This is a genomic window from Ensifer sp. GW101-20A05 (assembly GCF_059424735.1).
The window spans coordinates 290,492-306,637 of record NZ_JBWKZT010000001.1 but is presented as its reverse complement, the minus strand read 5'-3'; the positions used below and the strand labels follow the sequence as shown (position 1 = coordinate 306,637).

15 protein-coding genes are annotated in these 16,146 nt (G+C 62.9%); 12 read left to right on the top strand and 3 right to left on the bottom strand.

The window, feature by feature from the left end:
• Nucleotides 1–55 precede the first annotated feature (55 nt).
• Nucleotides 56–430, bottom strand: a complete 375-nt coding sequence (locus tag AC070A_RS01620; RefSeq protein ID WP_057253813.1) for a DUF4180 domain-containing protein — start codon at nucleotides 428–430, stop codon at nucleotides 56–58.
• A gap of 388 nt (nucleotides 431–818) precedes the next feature.
• Between AC070A_RS01620 and napE the strand changes: the two genes are divergently transcribed.
• The 8 genes from napE (at nucleotide 819) to AC070A_RS01580 (ending at nucleotide 7,882) form a co-directional block, all read left to right on the top strand.
• Nucleotides 819–1,007 (top strand): periplasmic nitrate reductase, NapE protein, encoded by a 189-nt coding sequence (napE, locus tag AC070A_RS01615; protein ID WP_057253815.1) that lies wholly within the window; start codon nucleotides 819–821, stop codon nucleotides 1,005–1,007.
• A gap of 2 nt (nucleotides 1,008–1,009) precedes the next feature.
• Complete coding sequence (gene napF, locus AC070A_RS01610; RefSeq protein ID WP_375293055.1) at nucleotides 1,010–1,516, top strand: ferredoxin-type protein NapF; 507 nt, start codon at nucleotides 1,010–1,012, stop codon at nucleotides 1,514–1,516.
• Nucleotides 1,509–1,793 carry a chaperone NapD gene (locus AC070A_RS01605; protein ID WP_057253819.1) on the top strand — a complete coding sequence of 95 codons (285 nt, stop codon included), beginning with the start codon at nucleotides 1,509–1,511 and terminating at the stop codon, nucleotides 1,791–1,793. Before napF ends, AC070A_RS01605 begins: the two co-directional genes overlap by 8 nt.
• On the top strand, nucleotides 1,790–4,297 hold the full coding sequence (gene napA / locus AC070A_RS01600; protein WP_057253821.1) for a periplasmic nitrate reductase subunit alpha: 2,508 nt from the start codon (nucleotides 1,790–1,792) through the stop codon (nucleotides 4,295–4,297). The genes AC070A_RS01605 and napA overlap by 4 nt, the downstream gene beginning before the upstream one ends.
• Nucleotides 4,298–4,407: 110 nt before the next feature.
• Nucleotides 4,408–4,863, top strand: coding sequence for a nitrate reductase cytochrome c-type subunit (locus tag AC070A_RS01595; RefSeq protein ID WP_057253823.1), 456 nt, complete (start codon nucleotides 4,408–4,410; stop codon nucleotides 4,861–4,863).
• A gap of 4 nt (nucleotides 4,864–4,867) precedes the next feature.
• The gene (locus AC070A_RS01590) at nucleotides 4,868–5,566 is read left to right on the top strand and encodes a NapC/NirT family cytochrome c (RefSeq protein ID WP_057253825.1); all 699 of its coding nucleotides are present in this window, start codon (nucleotides 4,868–4,870) and stop codon (nucleotides 5,564–5,566) included.
• Nucleotides 5,567–6,136: 570 nt separating this feature from the next.
• Complete coding sequence (locus AC070A_RS01585; protein ID WP_057253827.1) at nucleotides 6,137–6,559, top strand: YciI family protein; 423 nt, start codon at nucleotides 6,137–6,139, stop codon at nucleotides 6,557–6,559.
• Nucleotides 6,560–7,033: 474 nt separating this feature from the next.
• Nucleotides 7,034–7,882 carry a porin family protein gene (locus AC070A_RS01580; protein WP_057253830.1) on the top strand — a complete coding sequence of 283 codons (849 nt, stop codon included), beginning with the start codon at nucleotides 7,034–7,036 and terminating at the stop codon, nucleotides 7,880–7,882.
• A gap of 240 nt (nucleotides 7,883–8,122) precedes the next feature.
• Here AC070A_RS01580 and AC070A_RS01575 read toward each other — a convergent pair whose 3' ends face one another.
• Nucleotides 8,123–10,060, bottom strand: coding sequence for an elongation factor G (locus AC070A_RS01575; protein WP_112994459.1), 1,938 nt, complete (start codon nucleotides 10,058–10,060; stop codon nucleotides 8,123–8,125).
• A gap of 407 nt (nucleotides 10,061–10,467) precedes the next feature.
• On the opposite strand from AC070A_RS01575, the gene AC070A_RS01570 reads away from it, so the two are divergent.
• Nucleotides 10,468–11,907 carry a DUF1254 domain-containing protein gene (locus AC070A_RS01570; RefSeq protein WP_492384642.1) on the top strand — a complete coding sequence of 480 codons (1,440 nt, stop codon included), beginning with the start codon at nucleotides 10,468–10,470 and terminating at the stop codon, nucleotides 11,905–11,907.
• A 181-nt stretch (nucleotides 11,908–12,088) separates the two neighbouring features.
• Here AC070A_RS01570 and AC070A_RS01565 read toward each other — a convergent pair whose 3' ends face one another.
• Complete coding sequence (locus tag AC070A_RS01565) at nucleotides 12,089–12,445, bottom strand: antibiotic biosynthesis monooxygenase (protein ID WP_057253833.1); 357 nt, start codon at nucleotides 12,443–12,445, stop codon at nucleotides 12,089–12,091.
• 125 nt (nucleotides 12,446–12,570) lie between these two features.
• Between AC070A_RS01565 and AC070A_RS01560 the strand changes: the two genes are divergently transcribed.
• The 3 genes from AC070A_RS01560 (at nucleotide 12,571) to AC070A_RS01550 (ending at nucleotide 16,089) form a co-directional block, all read left to right on the top strand.
• Entirely contained in the window at nucleotides 12,571–13,458 is an 888-nt protein-coding gene (locus AC070A_RS01560) for a LysR family transcriptional regulator (protein WP_057253834.1), read from the top strand.
• A gap of 112 nt (nucleotides 13,459–13,570) precedes the next feature.
• Nucleotides 13,571–14,338 carry an adenylate/guanylate cyclase domain-containing protein gene (locus AC070A_RS01555; RefSeq protein ID WP_057253836.1) on the top strand — a complete coding sequence of 256 codons (768 nt, stop codon included), beginning with the start codon at nucleotides 13,571–13,573 and terminating at the stop codon, nucleotides 14,336–14,338.
• 185 nt (nucleotides 14,339–14,523) lie between these two features.
• A complete protein-coding gene (locus AC070A_RS01550) occupies nucleotides 14,524–16,089 on the top strand; it encodes a sensor histidine kinase (RefSeq protein ID WP_057253838.1) in 1,566 nt (521 codons plus the stop codon).
• Nucleotides 16,090–16,146 lie beyond the last annotated feature (57 nt).

Here is a 16,146-nt window from a genome sequence, read left to right as displayed (position 1 = left end):
TGGTTTGGTCGTGCCAAACCACGTGCTCGTTCTCCTATCCCTTGCCGGCCCGGGATCAGGCGACCGGCGCGCTCGCAAGCCTGGCGCTGAGCGTCTCGAAATCCGGGACGAACCAGATGGAATTTCCCTTGTTCGTCTCGCGCACGAAATCGGTCAGCGCCTTGCTGCCTTCGAGCCTGGCGCTGATATCGCCGACGATGGCGAGCCGCATGCGGTAGTTGACGAACTTCTGGAACACGTCGCCGGCAATACGGGTCGAAAGATCGAGGAAATCGGCCCCAAGCCGTTCCACAGGGATCGCCACCAGGGTGGCCTCATGCGCCCAGGCGTCGCCGAGAAAATCATTGGCGTCGCCCGGCACCTTGAGAAGGGGGCCATCATTTGCGCATTTCAGCACGCGCGCGGTTCCGATTTCGAGAAGCTGTGTCATGCGTTCGGGATAGGGGATAAAGCCCTGGGTTGCAAGAGGGGTCGTGTCAGGCGCTGCGGCCGAGCAAGCGCCGCGTTCACCGTCCGTGAAATTCGCCCGACGTTTGCGCTGTTTGACTGGCTCGGGCGATCGGTCCTGAATCGATGTATTCTTTTAAACATAACGAATCTCGTAAAATTGTTTGTTCTTCGCGAGTTATTTCGGCGCGCGATCCGAGAGTTTCGGACGATTTTCCCGTTGGAATCCTGTTGTTTTGACCCAGATCAATGACCCGCTCAGTTCGCTATCTATTCTGCAACAGGATACATTCTTGTCATCTGCCGGTTACGGGATTGATTTTTATTTCGGGTGGCGCATCTTACCTTAGATTGTGTTGGGGGACGCAGAAATGCCAGAACTCGTTCAGCCACAGCCGATCGAAAGGCCGCCGCGCTCGCGGCGTGCGGAGCTGCTCACCTTCCTGGTGCTCGCCTTCGGCATCTGGCCGATCGTCGCCGTCGGCATCGTCGGCGGCTATGGCTTCCTCGTCTGGATGCTGCAGATCATCTTCGGGCCGCCTGGTCCTCCGGGACATTGAGGTTGGCCATGGGCATCGAACCTCTTTCCCGCCGTGAACTCTTTACCGGCCGCGCCGCCGCAAAGCCCGCCCGCATCCGGCCGCCCGGTGTTTCGGAGGCAAGCCTTGCGGCCTGCACCGGCTGCGGCGCCTGCGGGGAACGATGTCCCACCGGCATAATCCGTCTCGCAGACGGTCTCCCCTTCGTCGACTTTTCGCGCGGCGAATGCACCTTTTGCGGCGCCTGCGAGGAAGCCTGTCCTCAGCCGGTGTTCGAGGCAAAGGACGTGCGGCGCTTCCCCCATGTCGCCGCGATCACCGATACGTGCCTGGCGCGCCGCAACGTCGCCTGCCAGTCCTGCGGCGAAAGCTGTTCGGAGCAGGCGATCCGCTTTCGCCCGCGCATCGGCGGGCCGTTCCTGCCTGAGATCAACGAGGCCAAATGCACCGGTTGCGGCGCCTGCCTCTCGGGCTGCCCGGTCAGCGCGATCGCGGTCAAGGCAATGGAAGCGGAGGTGGCTCATGTCTGAGGCCGCAACGGCAAAGGCGGGCACGCCCTATCACATTTCGAGCGCCGTGGTCGCCACGATGCCTGACAGCACCGAGAGCATCCTTCAGACGCTGCAAGGAATGGAAAACGTCGAAATCCACGGCCACGGCGGCGGCAAGATCGTCGTCGTCATCGAAGGCAGAAGCACGGGCCAGCTCGGCGAGTGCCTGACGAAGATCTCGCTGCTTGATGGGGTGATCTCGGCCAACATGGTTTTCGAGCATGTCGAAATGGAAGAGGAAAGGCAGGAGCCATGAGCGGACAACTGACGCGGCGTGACATTCTGAAAGCCCACGCAGCCGGCATCGCCGCCGCCACGGCCGGCATAACGCTGCCTGCCGCCGCACAGCCGGTGCCGGGCGGTGTAAACGCGCTGGAGATCAAATGGTCCAAGGCGCCGTGCCGCTTCTGCGGCACGGGCTGCGGCGTGATGGTGGGGGTGAAGGAGGGCCAGGTCGTCGCCACCCACGGCGACATGCAGGCGGAGGTCAACCGCGGCCTCAACTGCATCAAGGGCTATTTCCTCTCCAAGATCATGTATGGCAACGACCGGCTGACGACGCCGCTCCTGCGCAAGCGCGGCGGCGCCTACGCCAAGGACGGCGAGTTCGAGCAGGTGAGCTGGGACGAGGCCTTCAACGTGATGGCCGAGCAGGCGAAGAAGGTGCTGAAGGAGAAGGGGCCGACGGCGGTCGGCATGTTCGGCTCCGGCCAGTGGACGATCTTCGAGGGCTATGCCGCGACGAAGCTGATGCGGGCGGGCTTCCGCTCCAACAACCTCGACCCCAATGCCCGCCACTGCATGGCCTCTGCCGCCGTCGCCTTCATGCGCACCTTCGGCATGGACGAGCCGATGGGCTGCTACGACGATTTCGAGAACGCCGATGCCTTCGTGCTCTGGGGCTCGAACATGGCGGAGATGCACCCGATCCTCTGGACGCGCGTCGCCGATCGTCGCCTCGGACAGCCGCATGTGCGGGTCGCCGTGCTTTCGACCTTCACCCATCGCAGCATGGACCTGGCCGACATCCCGATCGTCTTCAAGCCAGGCACGGATCTGGCGATCCTCAACTATATCGCCAACCACATCATCGAGACTGGCCGCGTCAACGAGGACTTCGTCAGCAAGCACACCAAGTTTGCCCGCGGCGTCACCGACATTGGCTATGGCCTGAGGCCCGACAATCCGGTCGAGGTCAATGCCGCCAACTCCAAGGACCCGGGCAAGACCGAGCCGATGGATTTCGAGGCGTTCAAGGAATTCGTTTCGGAATACACGCTGGAAAAGACCGTCGAACTGACCGGCGTCGAGCCGGAATTCCTGAAGCAGCTTGCCGAGCTCTATGCCGACCCCAGCCGCAAGGTCATGTCGCTCTGGACCATGGGCTTCAACCAGCATGTGCGCGGCGTCTGGGCCAACCAGATGGTCTATAACCTGCACCTTCTGACCGGCAAGATCTCCGAGCCCGGCAACAGCCCGTTCTCGCTGACCGGCCAGCCTTCGGCCTGCGGCACGGCGCGCGAGGTCGGCACCTTCGCGCACCGCCTGCCGGCGGACATGGTGGTGACCAATCCCGAGCACCGCAAGCATGCGGAGGAGATCTGGCGCATCCCGCACGGCATCATCCCGGAAAAGCCCGGCTATCACGCCGTGCAGCAGGACCGGATGCTGAAGGACGGCAAGCTCAACTTCTACTGGGTGCAGGTCAACAACAACGTCCAGGCGGGACCCAATACCGCCAACGAGACCTGGCAGGGCTATCGCAATCCGGACAACTTCATCGTCGTTTCCGATGCCTATCCGACGATCACGGCGATGAGCGCCGACCTGATCCTGCCCGCGGCCATGTGGGTGGAGAAGGAAGGGGCCTACGGCAATGCCGAGCGGCGCACTCATGTCTGGCACCAGCTCGTCCAGGCGCCCGGCGAGGCGCGCTCGGATCTCTGGCAGATGGTGGAATTCTCCAAGCGCTTCGTAACCGACGAGGTGTGGCCGAAGGAAATCCTCGACGCCAGCCCCGAATATCGCGGCAAGACGCTGTTCGAAGTCCTGTTCAAGAACGGCGAGGTCGACCGCTATCCGATCACCGACGTCAGCGCCGAGTACGACAACAACGAGGCGAAGGACTTCGGCTTCTACATCCAGAAGGGCCTGTTCGAGGAATATGCCACCTTCGGCCGCGGCCACGGCCATGACCTGGCGCCCTACGACACCTATCACGAGGTGCGTGGGCTTCGCTGGCCCGTCGTCAACGGCCAGGAGACGAAGTGGCGCTACCGCGAGGGCTTCGACCCTTACGTGAAGGCGGGCGAGGGCGTGAAGTTTTATGGCAACAAGGACGGCAAGGCGATCATCCTCGCCGTGCCCTACGAGCCGCCGGCCGAATCCCCCGACGAGGAGTACGACACCTGGCTGGTGACCGGCCGGGTGCTCGAACACTGGCACTCGGGCTCGATGACCATGCGGGTGCCGGAACTCTACAAGGCGTTTCCGGGCGCGCGCGTCTTCATGAATGCCGAGGACGCGCGCAAGCGCGGCATCAACCAGGGCATGGAAGTGCGCATCGTCTCGCGGCGCGGCGAAATCCGCTCGCGCGTCGATATCCGCGGCCGCAACCGCATGCCGCCTGGCGTCATCTTCGTTCCCTGGTTCGACGCGAGCCAGCTCATCAACAAGGTCACTCTCGACGCCACCGATCCCATCTCCAAACAGACGGATTTCAAAAAATGCGCGGTCAAGATCGTTCCCGTCACCCTCTAGGGTTTTCTCGGCTGAAGCGGATTTGCGGAAACGTCCTGTCTCTTTGTTTCGGGGCAGTTCCTCAGGCAAGTCCGCTTCGCACCTTTGCTGGCCCGAAGCGGCCCGTCTGGATGGCGATGGCCGCCGGGCTGATGGTGTTCGTCACCACCGCCGCCGTGGCTCAAGTTGCGGAAAAGCTGGTGCCGCAGCTCGAAGGCCCGACGCCGCAGATGGCCACCGAAGCCGCGGCACCGCTGCCGAAATGGGTGGTCGACGACAAGCGCAAGATGCGCGCCTATCCCGACCAGCCGCCGGTCATCCCGCATTCGATCGAGGGCTACGAGCTTTCGGTCAATGCCAACCGCTGCCTTTCCTGCCACAAGCGCGAATTCACCCAGGATTCGGGCGCGCCGATGATCAGCGTCACCCATTACATGACGCGCGACGGGCAGATGATCGCCGACGTTTCGCCGCGGCGCTATTTCTGCACGGCCTGCCATGTGCCGCAGGCGGACACCAGCCCGCTGGTGCCGAGCACTTTCAAGGATATGAGCGAGTTGGGTTTCAAGCCGGCCGGAAGCGAGTGACATCATGATCGCATGGATCAGGAAACTTATCCTCTGGGCCTGGCACATCATGGCGACGCCGGCCGGCACGCTGGGCTTGGGCTTCCTCACGCTCGGCGGCTTCATCGGCGGCGTGATGTTCTGGGGCGCCTTCAATACCGCGCTGGAGATCACCAACACCGAGAAGTTCTGCACCTCCTGTCACGAGATGCACGACAACGTCTACCAGGAGCTGACGCGCACCATCCACTTCTCCAACCGCTCCGGCGTGCGCGCCACCTGTCCGGATTGCCACGTGCCGCACCAGTGGACCGACAAGATCGCCCGCAAGATGCAGGCGTCGAAGGAGGTCTGGGGCAAGATCTTCGGCACCATCAACACAAGGTCGAAATTCCTCGAAAAACGGCTGGAGCTGGCGCAGCACGAATGGGCGCGCATGAAGGCCAACGACAGCCTGGAATGCCGCAACTGCCATTCCTCCGTCGCCATGGACCTGCAGAAGCAGACGCAGCGGGCGGCCGAGATCCATACCCGCTATCTGCTCTCGGGCAAGGCCACCTGCATCGACTGCCACAAGGGCATCGCGCATGAGCTGCCCAATATGGAAGGCATCGACCCCGGCTGGAAGATGCCGCCGGAGCTGGAAGGCAAGAAGATGGCGAACCAGACGCCGATCGACGATCTGAGGCAGGCGCTGGCGGAGCTGCATCAGCAGGTGCAGTAGGGTGCTGTGGCCGAGGTTTTCGGTCGGAGAGAACGCACGATGACAGGGGCCATGCTGGCGCGGCGTGGCCCTTGTTCGTTCATTGGGCAGTGGGACGCCCATCAAGGCCTCCTCATTCCTGTGCCTGTCACAGGAATCCAGCCGCGCCGCGTCGGCGGCGCGAGAGATCTTCCAAATGTCGAGTGTTGGCACTCCATCTCCCGCCGTGCCGACGCACGGCGGCTGGATCTCTGTGACGAGCACAGAGATGAGGGTGGAGGGTGCTGCGACCGCCGAGCCTACGGAGCCTACGAGGACGGGCGGCAATGGACAGGCTGGCCTTGGCTTTCCGTTCGCCTCCCTCCACATCATCATTTTTCCTGAAAAATTTCGCCAGCGATGTCGGACCCATCGTTGCCCGTTCGTCATTTAGCCAGGGAGGCCAATCTGGCTTCCTCCACCGGAGCGGGATAGGAAAAAAATCCGCGCGGGCCTTTCGCCCGCAAACCGCTCTCACTATCTGGGTTTCACCGCGCCGATACCCCCAGGGGTCGCAACGACCGGGACCGGCGTGACAGAGGAGATTGGACGATGCGCGTAGTGGTTTTTGTAAAGGCGACCGAGGACAGCGAAGCGGGCAAGATGCCGACGACCGAGCTTCTCGAAGCCATGGGCAAGTACAATGAGGAACTGGTCAATGCCGGCATCATGCAGGCGGGCGAAGGCTTGCATCCTTCCTCCAAGGGCGCCCGCGTCGCCTTCGACGGGCCCAATCGACTGGTCATCGACGGCCCCTTCGCCGAGACCAAGGAACTGGTCGCCGGCTTCTGGATCTGGACGGTCAAGGACATGGACGAGGCGATCGCCTGGGTGAAGCGCTGCCCGAACCCGATGCCGGGCCCGAGCGAAATCGAAATCCGCCCGGTCTTCGAGGCCGCCGATTTCGGCGACGCACTGACGCCCGAGATCGCCGCACAGGACGAGCGCCTGCGCGAGAAGATCGCCAAGCAGTAGGGACGTCACTCTGCTGACGGTTAAGGGTGGGCTTGCCCCTCTCCTCGGGTTTAACCCGAGGACTAACCCTCTCCCTGCCAAGCGGGGAGAGGGGACGAGCCCGGTTCGCGGCGTTTTCGAACGCGGCCGCAGTCAGGGTCAAACGGGGTTTAGTCGGGGGCAAACCAATTAGCCCGGAGTGAAACTGTGGCGCTTGTTGTCGAGGCGAGCGGGCGCCACGCGTGCCCTTCTCCCCGCGCGGGGAGAAGGTGGCCGGCAGGCCGGATGAGGGGCAAGCCCTCACCGGGCGGATGAGGGGCAGCCGCAAGTGTTGGGCGGTGAGCGGGAAGAAAGCAGCCCGCATGCCGGATGAGCGGCTACCACAGTGTCCGAACCGTGGCGCCGTTAGCGGTCCCCGCTCGGTCGGTTTCCCGTAGAGATTGTATTAACCATATTTGCTTACCTGTTCTCAGGGGTTTTAACCGGAGTGGGGCAATGGTCAGGGCGAGCGGTTTCGTCATTTTTCTTCTTTCAAGCGTTCAGCTCGCGGCGGCTGCCGATATCGACGGTCCGCTGGTCGGGACGCAGGACGCCTATGAAGTGCCGGTGGAGCAAGCATCCGGCGGCATCGTCGGCTACATCGAGGGCTCCTATGGAGCCGGCGTCGATACACCCGGTGATATCGATACGGATGCATGGGACCTGCGCGGCGCCGTGAACTTCGATGCCGGTGCCGGCCTGAACCTGCAGGTCGATCTCGGCTACACGCGCGCGTCCTATGAAGACGTCGATACCAACAGCTATGACGGCGCGCTGCACGGCTACTACCGCAACGATCTCTATGCGGCCGGCGTCTTCGTGCAAGGCGCACGCCTCGACCCGGGCATTGGCGTCGATCTCAACGATTACATGGGTGGCGTCGAAGGGGCCTATTTCCTCGATACCTGGACGCTGCATGGCGCGGTCGGCTACGGCCAGGCGAGCGTGGAAGACTTCGACGACATCGACGCCGATCATTATATGGGCTCGCTCGGTGCCCGCATTTACGCGACCGACAACCTGCGCTTCGACGTCGACGGCTCGCTTCATCGCATGAGCGAAAACGACCTGGATTACGATCTGCGCAGCCTGAAGCTGACGGCCAACTACCGGCTGGACGCTTTCCCGGTCACGCTCTTTGCCGGCTACAAATACACCAACGAGGAGCTGTCGGGGCTGAGCGCATCGGTCTCCGGTGACACCAGCACCATCTTCGGGGGCCTGCGCTTCTCCTACGGTTCCGCGACGCTTAAGGAAGAAGAGCGCCTCGGCCCGGTCTGGTCCAACAACCGCCTGTCGTTCTGATCGGCTGTTTCGCAGTCTTGGGTATCCATTGCTGCTACGGCATCCGGGGCAGCCGCCGCTCGGATAAAACGACCTTCATCCGAGCGAGCTTGTGGGCGCAGCGACAAAGGGGGCCCTCGAAGCCATGCCTTTGAAGTCATGTTCAGGGTGGCCTTGCCGCTCAACCCCAACGCTTCCCCGCGCCAAGCGGGGAAAGCGAAACCTCCGCATTATTCGCCGGGCAAACGGGTCCTTCGAGCCTCACCGCAAGCTCCTCAGATAATCGGCCCGATCGAAGGGGTTGCTGCCCAATCGGGGGTGGGACGGCTGCGCGCCTGAGATCGGCGCGTAGTGATCGAACGTGCTTTCAAGCACGCCGGCTCCGCTCGTGAGCCCCGGCAATTGTCGCTGGACGCTCTGGACGATTACCGATGGCACGATCCCCGTCAGCCTGGCGATACCGCCATCGATCACCGCATCCGTCGTCGATGCGCCAGACTTTGCGAGGAGCGCATGGATGGCCGTCAAGGTCGATGCGGGCGCTTCGAGGTGGAAGCGGTCGATCGGCTCGCAGACGACCGTGCCGGCGGATGATAGCGCCGCGGCGAGGACCAGGGGCGTCAACCTGCGAAAATCGACGGCGGTGCTGGCGGGCGATGTCTGGCGCGCAGCCGTCATGGCGACGTGGCAATCGATCACCTGCCAGCCGAAGAGGCCTGCCTTCAGCGTCTCTGTAACGGCCTCCTCGACGGCCCTGTAAAAGCTCGCCGGCATCTGGCCCACGTCGACTTCCAGCGCGAAGCTGTTGCCCGCTGCTGCCGGCCGCGGTTCGATCCTGAGCCCGACCGTGGCAAGGAAAGGGTTCGGCTCCCGGAAGATGATCTCGATGCCGCTTCCGGTTCCGACTGGTCTTTCGACGCGGATGACGGTGCTTTCCTCAAAGATGACGCCGAGGCCGAAATCGACGGACAGGGTGGCCTCAATCACCTCTTTCTGCACCTCACCATAGAGCGAGACGAACATTTCGCTGGCATCGTCGTTGGTGCGCAGGTTGATGAACGGGTCCTGTTCGGCCAGCTGCTGCAGGGCAAGCCACAGCGCCGTGTTGTCAGAGGGGCGCGTCGGCCGCACGAGGGTTTCGAGCGTCGGCGGCGCGAAGTGAAACCCGCCGGAGGTGCTTGTGCCGGTCCCGACCTGATCGCCGATGCGGGGCTGGGCGAGCCCACCGATCTTGGCAATGCGGCCGGCCGTGAACTGATCGACCTTTTGCAAGCGGCCCTGATCGAAGAGCTGGATGCTCGTGACCTTCGCCGCACCGGCGGGAAGGGCGAGATAGTCGCGCGCAACCACCGTGCCCGACGTCAGGTTGAGGAAGGCGAGTTTTTCACCGCCCCAGCCGCGCTCGATCTTGAAGATCCTGCCCGCGACCGGCGCATCCGACGCCGGCTGCTTGCTCGGCAGAAGCGTCTCGATCGCGGCGATCAGGTCCTTCACACCGACGCCGGTCATGGCGATGCCGCAATAGACCGGATGCAGAAGGCCGGCGGCAAGCTGCGCGGCGAGCGCCGTCCTCAGCCGCTCGACGGTCAGGCGCTCGGGCGCCAGCACATAGTCGTCGAGCAAGGTCTCGTCGTTGGCGGCAAGCGCTTCTGAGAGCGCGGAGAAATATGGCTCCTCTTCAAAGTCGATTGCCTCCGCTCTCGCGTTCCGGCTGCCGGCGTCGATCGCCACCGACATCGCGACAGGGCGGACCGCGAGCTGGCTAGCGATCTCGTCGATGACCTCGGCGGGACGCGCCCCGAGGCGGTCGATCTTGTTGACGAAGAACAGGAAAGGGACGCCAAGCCGACGCAAGGCGCGCACCAGCACGCGCGTCTGCGCCTGCACGCCTTCCACCGCCGAGACGACCACCACGGCGGCATCGAGTGTTTGCAGCACCCGCTCGACTTCGGCGATGAAATCCGGGTGTCCGGGGGTGTCGATAAGGTTGACGACCAGGTCGCCAAGGTTGAACGACACGACGGAGGCGGCAATCGTTATGCCGCGCTGTCGTTCCAGTTCAAGGCTGTCGGTCTGGGTGTTGCCGCTATCGACGCTGCCGAGCTTGTCGATCGCGCCGGTATCAAAAAGCAGTCGTTCCGTAAGGCTAGTCTTTCCTGCATCTACATGGGCGAGGATGCCCAGATTCAATGTGCGCATAATCCATCAGCTTCTCAAAAATTCGGATCTGGGTTTCTTGAGAAGTGACTCGGTGCATTGGGACCTCCAGCTTCGGCTTCTTTCCGGTACCGCGCCCTTTAATCGGCGAGGAGTACGCGTCGAATCTAATGACGCGCGGCTGCAGGCGTCAAGCGCTGCCGGCCAACTCTGAATTGGTGTTGCAGATTTGCGAGGGGGCGTGGAGGACGGAGGCACCAGGCATGACGTCGGGCTCGGACGCGGCCTGTACACTTGAAAGCGGTAGCCCCCAACGAAGGCTTCGCTTCAGCTCATCGAGCACTCTGCGCACCGCAAACCCGGTGCACATGTCGCGAAATACAATGCCTAGTAGCATTATTTAGTATGTGCTAACCTCTCGTCGCCATGAGGGCAAGAGGGAGGCGAATATGGACATGACACGCCGTGCCGTCGCTTTGGGAGGCGCTGGCCTGCTCGCAACGGTTTCAACTTTACCTGCGAATGCTCTGGAATCTCCGCTGATCGATCCGGTCGAGGCGGCTGACGAATTCTGGTTGGCGGTGGAAGCCTATATCTACGGCTATCCGCTGGTGACGACGGAAATGACCCGCCGCGTCGTCACCAATGTGGCACAGCCTGAGGGCAGCAAGGGGCCGATGGGGCATATCATCAAGCTTAGGGAGTATCCGAACGCTTCCTTCAAGGACGTGACCGCGCCGAACGCCGATACGCTTTATACGACGGCCTTCGTCGACGTCAGCAAGGAGCCCTGGGTGCTGTCGATCCCGGACATGAAGGATCGCTACTTCCTGTTCCCGATGCTCGACGGCTGGACGACGGTGTTTCAGGTGCCGGGCAAGCGGACGACCGGCAACGGGGCGCAGTCCTACGCGATCACCGGGCCCGGCTGGCAGGGCACCATTCCCGACGGCGTGACCGAATACAAGTCGGCAACGAGCGTCGTCTGGATCCTCGGTCGCATCTATTGCGATGGCTCGCCCGAGGACTATGCGGCGGTTCACGCGCTGCAGGATCAGTGCAAGCTCTCGCCGCTCAGCGCCTATGGCAAGGACTGGACGCCACCGGCGGGCAAGATCGACCCGACCATCGACATGAAGACGGCGGTGCGCGAACAGGTCAACCGCATGGACGCGGTCGAGTACTTCACATTGCTCTGCGAACTGATGAAGACCAATCCGCCGACGGCTGCGGATGCGGAAGCGGTCGCCAAGTTCGCCGAGATCGGCATCGTGCCCGGCAAGGATTTCGACAAGAGCAAGCTGGATGCCGCTTTCATCTCGCGCATTCCCGCCATGGCGTTCCATCGCATCATGCTGCATTTCAAGTTCAGCGATGGCGACGTCCAGGACATCAATGGCTGGGGCTTTACCACCAAGACCGGCATTTACGGCACGGGCTACCTGCAGCGTGCACTGATCACGGCGATCGGTCTCGGCGCCAATCGTCCTCAGGATGCGATCTATCCGACGTCGCTGAAATCCAAGGACGGCCTTTTCTCCCGCGCCTACCATGGCGCCAACAAATACGTCATCACCTTCCCGAAGGGGCAATTGCCGCCGGTGCGCGGTTTCTGGTCGATCACCATGTATGACGAGGACTATTTCTTCGTCGACAATCCGCTCAATCGCTATTCGATCAGCGCACGCGTCAGCCCCAAGGCCAATGCCGACGGGTCGACGGAGATCTACATCCAGAACGAAACGCCCGGAGCTGACAAGGAGAACAACTGGCTGCCCGCGCCGAAGGGCAAGTTCATCCTGATGATGCGGCTCTACTGGCGCGACGACAGCCCGCCGTCCATTCTCGATGGCTCATGGGTCATCCCGCCGGTGAAGAAGGCGGGATGATAGAGGCGCTATAGCACTTTGAATTGCTGCATGTTTTTGTCCTTTAATCGGGTACGATTAAAGGAAACATGCAGTAGCGCCGCGCGTCTTGTCAGACGCGCAAAGGTCGCTGTAGCACTTTGAATTGCTGCATGTTTTTGTCCTTTAACCGGGTACGGCTAAGGGAAACATGCAGCAGCGATCAGGCCACGGATACGCGCTTCGGCAGGACGAGATCGCCGACCGAGTAGGTGTGAAACTCGCTCCGGGAGACCTCGTCCAGCTTCCGGAACTTCTCCACGAACACCGGGTCGGAGAAGAACTCACCGACATTTCCGGTTCCCTGGATTGCCTCGACATTGACGACCGTCTGTCCGTCCGTGCTCTTCGCCAAGGTGCTCCACAAAAAGCCTTCCTTCCGTTCGGCGACGTAGTGCACGACGTCCTGGATGATCGCGAAGGCTTCCTCCTGCTTGCCGGGGTGAGCGTGGATGACGTTGACGACAAAGGTCGTCGGAGCGGGGGAAGCTGAGAAAGTGGGGGTAAGGCTCGTATTCATGGGGCTCTCCATTTGAACGTCGCAGCGCATCGACCGCGACGACATCTGGATATCGACGGAGAAATAGCGGATAAACGAGCGGGTATTCTCATCACTTCGGAAATTAATTCCGCAATCGGCAGACGATGGACAAGCTCGGAACGCTCAGCATTTTCATTCAGGTCGCAGAGGCAGGCAGCTTCGTGGCCGCCGGCCATCGGCTCGGCCTTTCGGGTTCTGCGGTCGGCAAGGCCATCGCGCGGCTCGAAGACGAGATGGGCGTGCGTCTCTTCAATCGGTCGACGAGAAGCATGGCGCTGACCGAGGACGGGAGCTTCTTTCTCGATACCTGTCGCCGCATCCAATCCGAATTCGAGGCAGCCCAGGCGCAGCTGTCGCGGTCGCACGCGACACCGCGCGGCCAGCTTCGTGTCAGCCTGCCCTTGGCCGGCATGCTCCTGATGCCGACCATATCGGATTTCATGCGAGCCTACCCATTGATCAACCTCGACCTCGATTTCACCGATCGGCTGGTCGACGTCATCGAGGAGGGCTTCGATGCCGTCATCCGAACAGGCGAGGTCAAGGATACGCGGCTCATGAGCCGCAAGCTCGGGACGTTCCGGCACAGGATCGTCGCGGCTCCGGAGTATCTCGCCGCGCACGGTCGGCCGAAGGTGCCGGAAGACCTGCTCGGGCATCGCTGCCTCCATCACCGGTACGCGAACTCCGGCCGCCTCGAACCCTGGCCGCTCTTTCGTCACGGGCACGAGGTCAAGCTCGATCTGCCCGTGACCACGGTTGCGAGCACACTCGAGCCCCTGATCTTCCTGGCGGAGCGATCCTTCGGCATCACCTGTCTGCCCCCGTTCGCCGTGTCGTCGGAACTGGCGGAAGGCAAGCTGGTATCGCTGCTGGAGGATTGCCTTCGCGAAACGGGCACATTCCGCGTGCTGTGGCCGACCAATCGATATCTCTCGCCAAAGGTCCGTGCCTTCGTCGACTTCATGGCCGCGAACCTGTTTGCCGAGTGACGGCCGGGCCGCACGGCAGGCGCCTTGTGTTATTCCAGCCGTTGCTAAAGCGCGACAAATGGCAGAAGCTCCGTCTACGCCCCTTTGGCCATGTGAGCCGGAGATGCAGACCATGACCGAAGCCTCTACCATGCAGCCGGCCAATCGCGGCGACGCCAGGATCTGCCGCGGATGCTGGGACCAGATGCACATGCCGATCCCCATTCGCGGGCCGCTGGCGCTGCCGTTTCGTGCCTTCGGCATCACCCGCAGCAAGATGAACCCGAACATCTGCACGATCTGCGAACGCTCCTTCCGTTACGTCAAGAAGCAGAGTCACGTTGCGGCAAGCGCGACCATTCTTTTTGCCGACATCCGCGGCTTCACCCATTTGTCCGAGCGCATCGAGCGCATCCGGCTCAGCGAAATCGTCAGCCTGTTTCAGGACCGCTGCGCCCAGGCGATCTGGGCGCATGACGGCATCGTCAACAAGCAGATGGGCGACGGGCTGATGGCGATCTTCAATTTTCCCATTATCAGGAAGGATCACGCGGAAGCCGCGATCCGGGCCGGGAGGGACATCCAGCGGCTCTGCGCGGCGGCACTTGGCAGCCTGCAGTTCGACGACCTCAAGGGAGAGACGCTCGGCGTCGGTGTCGGCATCCACTCGGGCGAGGTCGAGATCGGCGAGTTCTCGAGCTTCCGCAGCGATTTCACCGCGATCGGCGGCACGGTCAACCTGGCCTCAAGGCTCGAATCCCAGGCCGAGGCGGGCGAGATCCTGATCTCACCCGAGACCGCCGCCGAGGCGGCAGCGCTCACGATGGGCGCCGGAACCCGGCTGCTTGTCCTCAAGGGCATCGACCAACCGGTGGAGGCGCGGGTGCTGGCGGCGCACTGATCCGGCGCACCGTTGCAACTGGAGGGAGCCCACTCGCCGAAATGGTGTGTAGAGGGAGATTACACTGAGGCGATAGGGGTGGGCCCGGAGCAAGCTGCCAGCAGTTGGCGCGGATTTGCGCGACAACGTCCTTTGTGCCGCTGCCGCTGCGCCCTTGGGTGTCTCGTCGGGAAGGGAGCGCCTCGATGACCATTGCACACCATCAAGGCCCGGAACAGATGAAGGCCGAGCTGGAAGACAGCGAGCGGCTGCAGGCCATCAGCCTCGAACTGATCAAGGACGGGCGACCGCAGGCCGTCTACGAGACCATTTTGGATGGTGCGGCCGCCATCATGCGCTCGCAATTCGCCAGCCTGCAGATGCTGGATGCCGACCGGGGCGCCGCTGGAGAGCTACGCCTGCTTTCCCATCGCGGCTTCAGCGACGAGGCCGCGCAATTCTGGCATTGGGTCAGCATGGACCGGGCTTCCACCTGCGCGCTCGCCCTGCGCACCGGGCGGCGCGTCGTCGTTTCGGATGTCGAAACCGCTGCGTTCATGCAGGGTACGGCGGATCTGGCCCATTACCGGCAGAGCGGGATACGCGCCGTGCAGACCACGCCGCTCCATTCCCGCGTCGGAACGCTCATCGGGATGTTGTCGACCCATTGGGCGCATGTGCACCGACCGAAGGAGCGGGAACTGCGTCTCCTCGACGTGCTGGCACGACAGGCGGCCGACCTGATCGAGCGCGAGAAGACGGAGACGGCGCTTCGGGCGAGCGAGGAACGGTTGCGGACGGCGGTGGAGGTCGGCGGTCTGGGGCTCTGGGACTGGAATGTCCTAACCGGAGAGGTGCATTGGAGCGACGAGTATTTTCGCATGCTGGGTTACGGGGTGGACGAGGTGACGCCCAGCTATGAAAACTGGTCCGCGCGCATCCACCCGGATGACCGGGCGGAGACCGAGGCCTTGCTGCAGCACGCGCGGGAGGCCCGCACAGAGTTCGTCACGGAGTTTCGCACCCTGCATCCGAATGGCGCCGTTCGCTGGCTGCACGGCCGCGGCCGTTTCTTCTACGATCAAGGCGGGCAGGCGATCCGCATGGTGGGCGCGATGACCGACACCACCGAGCGGCGGCAATGGGAAGACCGCCAGAAGGCGCTGGTTGCCGAGCTGCAGCATCGCACCCGAAACCTCATGGCGGTTGTCCGGGCCGTTGCCGAAACCACCGCCCGCAGAGCCAAGGACCTGCCGGATTTCAGCGCGCATTTTCGCAGCCGCCTGTCGGCGCTGGCCAGGGTCCAGGGCCTGTTGTCGCGCCTGGCCAACCAGCAGCGGGTCACCTTCGATGAGCTGCTCCGGGCAGAACTGGCGGCGGTGGATGCGGATATGGGGCGTGTGCGGCTGGACGGTCCCAGCGGCGTGAAGCTGCGTTCGTCGACGGTGCAAACGCTGACCATGGCCCTTCATGAACTGGCCAACAATGCCGTCAAGTACGGTGCCTTGGGTCAGGCCGGTGCAGCACTTTCCGTTCGCTGGCATGTCGAGGCCGGGCAGGATCAAAAGCTCTGGCTTCACATCGACTGGCACGAAAGCGGCGTGCGCATGCCGCCGGCAACCGGTGCCGGCGAGGGCATCGGGCACGGGCGCGAACTGATCGAGCGGGCGCTGCCCTACCAGCTTGAGGCGAGAACGAGCTTCGCCCTTGGGCCGAATGGCCTGCGCTGCACCATCTCCATGCCGGTCTCCGAGCTCAACATGGCTCGATGAGGCAGGCTTCGACACTGTTCTGCAACCTTGCTCTGCCACTGCGAAGACACATCGCGA

Bases quoted from the DNA above. Each gene is read 5' to 3' on its own strand.
- napA (WP_057253821.1), top strand. From the start codon at position 1,790: ATGAGCGGACAACTGACGCGGCGTGACATTCTGAAAGCCCACGCAGCC.
- AC070A_RS01585 (WP_057253827.1), top strand. From the start codon at position 6,137: ATGCGCGTAGTGGTTTTTGTAAAGGCGACCGAGGACAGCGAAGCGGGC.
- AC070A_RS01550 (WP_057253838.1), top strand. From the start codon at position 14,524: ATGACCATTGCACACCATCAAGGCCCGGAACAGATGAAGGCCGAGCTG.
- AC070A_RS01575 (WP_112994459.1), bottom strand. From the start codon at position 10,060: ATGCGCACATTGAATCTGGGCATCCTCGCCCATGTAGATGCAGGAAAG.
- AC070A_RS01565 (WP_057253833.1), bottom strand. From the start codon at position 12,445: ATGAATACGAGCCTTACCCCCACTTTCTCAGCTTCCCCCGCTCCGACG.
- AC070A_RS01555 (WP_057253836.1), top strand. From the start codon at position 13,571: ATGACCGAAGCCTCTACCATGCAGCCGGCCAATCGCGGCGACGCCAGG.
- AC070A_RS01590 (WP_057253825.1), top strand. From the start codon at position 4,868: ATGATCGCATGGATCAGGAAACTTATCCTCTGGGCCTGGCACATCATG.
- AC070A_RS01570 (WP_492384642.1), top strand. From the start codon at position 10,468: ATGGACATGACACGCCGTGCCGTCGCTTTGGGAGGCGCTGGCCTGCTC.
- napE (WP_057253815.1), top strand. From the start codon at position 819: ATGCCAGAACTCGTTCAGCCACAGCCGATCGAAAGGCCGCCGCGCTCG.
- AC070A_RS01620 (WP_057253813.1), bottom strand. From the start codon at position 430: ATGACACAGCTTCTCGAAATCGGAACCGCGCGCGTGCTGAAATGCGCA.
- AC070A_RS01560 (WP_057253834.1), top strand. From the start codon at position 12,571: ATGGACAAGCTCGGAACGCTCAGCATTTTCATTCAGGTCGCAGAGGCA.
- AC070A_RS01580 (WP_057253830.1), top strand. From the start codon at position 7,034: ATGGTCAGGGCGAGCGGTTTCGTCATTTTTCTTCTTTCAAGCGTTCAG.
- AC070A_RS01595 (WP_057253823.1), top strand. From the start codon at position 4,408: ATGGCGATGGCCGCCGGGCTGATGGTGTTCGTCACCACCGCCGCCGTG.
- AC070A_RS01605 (WP_057253819.1), top strand. From the start codon at position 1,509: ATGTCTGAGGCCGCAACGGCAAAGGCGGGCACGCCCTATCACATTTCG.